At 64.2% G+C, this 4,847-nt stretch carries 8 protein-coding genes; 6 read left to right on the top strand and 2 right to left on the bottom strand.

The window, feature by feature from the left end:
- On the bottom strand, positions 1-300 hold a 300-nt coding region (locus ACEQXV_RS16420; RefSeq protein ID WP_370270048.1), incomplete at its 3' end, for a GNAT family N-acetyltransferase.
- A gap of 142 nt (positions 301-442) precedes the next feature.
- Positions 443-904 carry an outer membrane protein assembly factor BamE gene (locus tag ACEQXV_RS16415; protein ID WP_370253061.1) on the bottom strand — a complete coding sequence of 154 codons (462 nt, stop codon included), beginning with the start codon at positions 902-904 and terminating at the stop codon, positions 443-445.
- Positions 905-1,055: 151 nt separating this feature from the next.
- Here ACEQXV_RS16415 and ACEQXV_RS16410 point away from each other — a divergent pair, with 151 nt between their 5' ends.
- From ACEQXV_RS16410 to ACEQXV_RS16385, 6 genes are all read left to right on the top strand, one after another.
- Positions 1,056-1,640, top strand: a complete 585-nt coding sequence (locus ACEQXV_RS16410; RefSeq protein WP_370270047.1) for a DUF177 domain-containing protein — start codon at positions 1,056-1,058, stop codon at positions 1,638-1,640.
- A gap of 216 nt (positions 1,641-1,856) precedes the next feature.
- On the top strand, positions 1,857-2,063 hold the full coding sequence (gene rpmF / locus ACEQXV_RS16405; RefSeq protein ID WP_370253063.1) for a 50S ribosomal protein L32: 207 nt from the start codon (positions 1,857-1,859) through the stop codon (positions 2,061-2,063).
- 30 nt (positions 2,064-2,093) lie between these two features.
- Positions 2,094-3,185: a phosphate acyltransferase PlsX gene (gene plsX, locus ACEQXV_RS16400; protein ID WP_370270045.1), complete on the top strand. Its 1,092-nt coding sequence runs from the start codon at positions 2,094-2,096 to the stop codon at positions 3,183-3,185.
- A complete protein-coding gene (locus ACEQXV_RS16395) occupies positions 3,182-4,177 on the top strand; it encodes a beta-ketoacyl-ACP synthase III (protein ID WP_370270044.1) in 996 nt (331 codons plus the stop codon). Before plsX ends, ACEQXV_RS16395 begins: the two co-directional genes overlap by 4 nt.
- 101 nt (positions 4,178-4,278) lie before the next feature.
- Positions 4,279-4,581: an integration host factor subunit alpha gene (gene ihfA / locus ACEQXV_RS16390; RefSeq protein ID WP_370253310.1), complete on the top strand. Its 303-nt coding sequence runs from the start codon at positions 4,279-4,281 to the stop codon at positions 4,579-4,581.
- 27 nt (positions 4,582-4,608) lie between these two features.
- The coding region (locus ACEQXV_RS16385; RefSeq protein WP_370270043.1) for a MerR family transcriptional regulator at positions 4,609-4,847 on the top strand (239 nt) is incomplete at its 3' end.

The raw sequence follows: 4,847 nt of genomic DNA, 5'->3' as shown, positions 1-4,847 counted from the left end.
GCGGCCAAGCTCCAGCATCGGGCCCTCGCGCCTGGAGAGCCGAGAGAGATCGAAGAACTGGCTGCTATAGCCGTTCAGGATGTCTTTGCCCCGCCGAAATCGCATGATCCGGAAGGTGCAGACAGGTTCGGGGGCCTCGCTGCCGGTAATCATCACATGCGCGCTCCGGTCGTCGAAGACGTCCCTGTCGTCCTGCACCCCATCCCGGAACGCCGCCGAGCGCAGGCGGAGCACCGCGCCCAAGTCTTCCGCGCTTTCCGTCAAACGGGCCTCGTAGCGCCCCAGGGTCAGGATGCTCATATGACAGATCCAGTTCCGTTCCCAACCGGGTAGAGGGAGTAGTGCCCCACACCCGGCACACCGTTTACGCACTCACTGTGACAGTGATACCGAAGCCCCCTCGGGGCAAGGGGGACGCGGGGTCTTTCAGATCTGTCAGAGTTTATTCGCCGCCGAGCGCCGAGCCGATATCCACGATGCCGAGATTGCTGATCAGCTGACGAAGGAAGGTCACTTCGCGGATGTTGGATTCGGTCACGCGCCGCGAGAAGCGGACGACGCGCCCGTCTTCGAGCGTCAGTTCACGGATGTTTTCCACGGTGCCCCGGGAATCGAAGCTGATCGCGACGATCTGGCGTTCGACCACTTCGGGCGCGTTATAGGTGTAGTGGCGGTGACGGGAGGCCACGTAGTACCAGGTGCTCTCTTCGACGAGGCCCGAGGCCGACGGGCGCCCGATGCTTTCTTCGACGCTCTCGCGCGTGTCGACGCCGGGCAAGACCATCTCCAGGTCTTCAGCGGGCGGAACGTAGCCGTGATTGGTAAAGGTCGCAGAGCAGGCGGTGATCGCAAGCGAAAGGAGGGCCGCCAGAACCAGCCGTCCACCTCGAATCTGTCTGATCATCTGCCCCGATCCCTCTTGAGCGGTCCTGTTGCGCGAGGGGGCCTTGCATGGCCCGCCAAAGCTTTCTATCGGCTTAACCGACCATGGCGCACAGGGCAAGGTCCGCGTAACCTCGCACCTACCCCGCCTTAGACTGATCGAGGGATGATCCATGACAACGCCCCAAGGCCCGGCAGGCCCGTTCCCGGTTTCAGACCTGTCCAACGCGGCCCCCACGCCCTTCGAGACACAGCCTGACGCAGACGCGCGCGCGGAACTCGCCGACGCGCTTGGCCTCTTGGCGCTGCGCAAGCTGCGCTTTTCGGGAACAATCGCAGCCGAGGGCAAGCGCGACTGGCGGCTTGACGGGAAACTGGGGGCGACGGTGGTGCAGCCCTGCGTCGTCACGCTCGATCCCGTCACCACGCGCATCGACGTGCCCGTCACCCGCCGCTTCCTGGCCGAGATGCCGCAGGGTGCCGAGGGTGACGAGGGCGAGATCGAGATGGCGGAGGACGACAGCATTGAACCCCTGCCCCGTGTGATCGACGTATCGGCGGTGATGGCCGAGGCCCTAGCGCTCCACCTGCCGCTCTATCCGCGTTCCGGCGGGGCCGATCTGGGCGAGGCAGTCTTCACCGAGCCGGGCCTTGCCCCCATGCGCGACGAGGATGCCAAACCCTTTGCCGGCCTTGCAGGATTGCGTGATACGCTTACCGGAAGGTCGGATGATGCAGGCGATGGTGAGGACCAGTGAAAGAGACGGGTTTTAGGGCTTGCATGACGCCGGAATCCGAGTATGTTCCCGGCCTCATTCGCCGCGTGGCAGCGACGCGTCCTATCGGGTGCGCCCGGCTGGTCCGGACAAGCCGGATAGCCACGCAACAAGGCGGATGATACGGAACACTGACTATTGATGAGACCCGGGGCAAAGCTGCCAAGTCAGCCCCCGCAAGAAAACCGAGGTTGAGACATGGCTGTCCCCCAGAACCGAGTGACGCGTTCGCGCCGCAACATGCGCCGTTCCCACGATGCGCTGACTGCTGGCAATCCGAACGAGTGCCCCTCCTGCGGCGAGCTTAAGCGCCCGCATCACGTCTGCCCATCCTGCGGCACTTACGCGGACCGCGAAGTCATCGCGCAGGCTGACGAGGTCGATCTGGACGACGACGCCGCCTAAGGCGGGGTCATCGTCCAAGGCAGGCCCAGCATGGCAGAGACAGCACAAGCAGGCGGCGCCGAAGGCACCGGCATCGTGCTGTCGATAGATGCCATGGGGGGTGACCGGGGTCCCTCCGCGATCGTCGATGGCATGGCCATCGCGGCGGAAAAGGACGCTGGCCTGCGTTTCATCGTCCACGGCAACAAGTCCGAGCTGGAAACTCTCATCGCCCGCAAGCCTGTGCTTGGCGGGCTTTGTGACATTCGGCACGCCTCTGACGTCGTCCATATGGAAGACAAGCCCAGCCAGGTGATGCGCTCGGGCAAGGACACCTCGATGTGGTCGGCGATCGAGTCGGTGCGGGCGGGCGAAGCCACCGTCACCGTCAGTTGCGGCAATACCGGCGCGCTCATGGCGATCAGCATGGTGCGCCTGCGCAAGATCGAGGGCGTGAATCGCCCGGCGATCGCCTGCCTGTGGCCGTCGCGCAATCCGCATGGGTTCAACGTGATGCTCGACGTCGGCGCCGATATCCGCGCCGACGAGACCGACCTGCTGCACTACGCCCTGATGGGGGCAAGCTATGCGCGCAACGGGCTTGGCCTTGGCCGCCCGCGCGTGGGGCTCCTCAACGTGGGCACCGAGGAATTCAAGGGGCGCGCCGAGCTCAAGCTTGGCTCGCAAGCCATCGCCAAGGCAGCCGATGCCGCCAATTTCGAATATGTGGGCTTTGTTGAGGGCAGCGATATTCCCTCGGACCGTGTCGACGTGATCGTGACCGACGGCTTTACCGGCAACATCGCGCTGAAGACCGGGGAAGGCACTGCGGGGCTGATCCGGGACTTCCTGAGCGAGGCGTTTCGCTATTCGCTCTTGTCCAAGATGGCGGCCCTTCTGGCCTATACCTCGCTCAAGCGTCTGTCCAAGCGGATCGACCCGCGCCGGGTCAATGGCGGCGTGTTCCTGGGCCTCAACGGGACCGTGGTGAAATCACACGGCTCCTCGGACGGGACGGGCGTTGCCGCCGCGATCAAGCTGGCCGCCCAACTGTCGGCGGCCGGGTTCAGTGAACGACTGGCCGCACGTATCGCGGCATCCGAACGGGCCATAGCCCACGCCAACGGAGGTTCCGAAGAATGACCGGACAAACCGGCACATCCACCCGCCGCGCCGTTGCGGTTGGCATCGGCCATTATCTGCCCGAGCGGGTCGTGCCCAATGCCGAATTCGAAGCGATGGTGGACACCTCGGATGAATGGATCCGCGCCCGGTCGGGGATCGAACGTCGCCATTTCGCAGCCGAAGGCCAGACCACCTCGGACCTTGGCATCGCCGCGGCACGCGCCGCGCTAGACAATGCCGGGCTGATCGCCGATGACATCGATGCGGTGATCGTGGCCACCTCGACGCCGGACCTTACCTTCCCCTCCGTCGCGACCATGATCCAGTCGGGTCTTGGCATGACGCGCGGATTCGCCTTCGACGTGCAGGCCGTCTGCGCGGGCTTCATCTATGCCCTGTCCACGGCCAATGCCTATATCCTGTCCGGCCAGGCCGACCGTGTTCTGGTGATCGGGGCCGAAACCTTCAGCCGGATCATGGACTGGACCGACCGCACCACCTGCGTTCTGTTCGGCGACGGTGCCGGCGCTCTGATCCTTGAAGCGCAGGATGGCGCTGGCAGCGGAGACGATCGCGGCATCCTGTCGGTGGACCTGCATTCCGACGGCCAGTTCCGCGACCTGCTCTATGTCGATGGCGGCGTCTCGCGCACGCAGTCCACCGGCGTGCTGAAGATGGAAGGCAAGGAAGTCTTCCGCCATGCCGTTGAAAAGCTTGCACAAACCGCTCATTCCGCGCTGGACCGTGCAGGCCTGTCGGCAGGTGACGTAGACTGGATCGTGCCGCACCAGGCCAACTTGCGCATCATCACCCGCACCGCGCAAAAGATGAACGTGGGCATGGACCGGGTGATCGTGCCCGTTCAGGATCACGGCACTACCTCTGCCGCCTCGATCCCGCTGGCACTGTCGGTCGGCGTGGCCGAGGGCAAGATCAAGCGCGGCGACCTACTGGTGGCAGAAGCCATCGGTGGCGGCCTGGCCTGGGGCTCGGCTGTTCTGCGCTGGTGACAACGGCAAAGCACCGCTGAAGCCCCCGCGCGCAAGTCCTTGATATTGACTTGCAATCCCTGAACGCTCAGGATGCCTGCAATCTCAGGGAGGGATCGTTCATGGCCGGCAAGACTCTCACACGTATGGATCTCAGCGAAGCGGTGTTCCGCGAGGTGGGCCTGTCGCGCAATGAAAGCGCGGGGCTAGTCGAGCGGGTGCTAGAACTGATGTCCGATAGCCTGGTCGAGGGCGAACAGGTCAAGATCTCTTCCTTCGGCACGTTTTCGGTGCGTTCCAAGACGGCCCGCGTGGGTCGCAACCCCAAGACGGGCGAAGAGGCCCCGATCCCGCCCCGGCGGGTCATGACCTTCCGCCCCTCGCACCTGATGAAAGACCGCGTGGCAGACGGGAACAAATCCTAAGCCCCGAGGCGAGCAGGAAAAAACAACATGGCCGACAAGAAGCCCCAAGCCTTCCGAACCATCCGAGAGGTGGCCGACTGGCTTGGTGTCGAGGCCCATGTTCTGCGCTTCTGGGAAAGCAAGTTCAGCCAGATCAAGCCGGTGAAACGTGCGGGCGGGCGGCGCTACTACCGCCCTGCCGACATGGCACTGATCGGGGGGATCAAGGTCCTGCTGCATGATCAGGGCCTGACCATTCGCGGCGTTCAGAAGATCATCCGCGAAGA

Origin of the sequence: Nioella sp., from assembly GCF_964229645.1 — a bacterium.
GTDB lineage: Bacteria > Pseudomonadota > Alphaproteobacteria > Rhodobacterales > Rhodobacteraceae > Nioella.
Note: the sequence above shows the minus strand (reverse complement) of the source record. Positions and strands in the feature narration are given on the sequence as shown.

Bases quoted from the DNA above. Each gene is read 5' to 3' on its own strand.
- ACEQXV_RS16410 (WP_370270047.1), top strand. From the start codon at position 1,056: ATGACAACGCCCCAAGGCCCGGCAGGCCCGTTCCCGGTTTCAGACCTG.
- ACEQXV_RS16415 (WP_370253061.1), bottom strand. From the start codon at position 904: ATGATCAGACAGATTCGAGGTGGACGGCTGGTTCTGGCGGCCCTCCTT.
- rpmF (WP_370253063.1), top strand. From the start codon at position 1,857: ATGGCTGTCCCCCAGAACCGAGTGACGCGTTCGCGCCGCAACATGCGC.
- ihfA (WP_370253310.1), top strand. From the start codon at position 4,279: ATGGCCGGCAAGACTCTCACACGTATGGATCTCAGCGAAGCGGTGTTC.
- ACEQXV_RS16395 (WP_370270044.1), top strand. From the start codon at position 3,182: ATGACCGGACAAACCGGCACATCCACCCGCCGCGCCGTTGCGGTTGGC.
- plsX (WP_370270045.1), top strand. From the start codon at position 2,094: ATGGCAGAGACAGCACAAGCAGGCGGCGCCGAAGGCACCGGCATCGTG.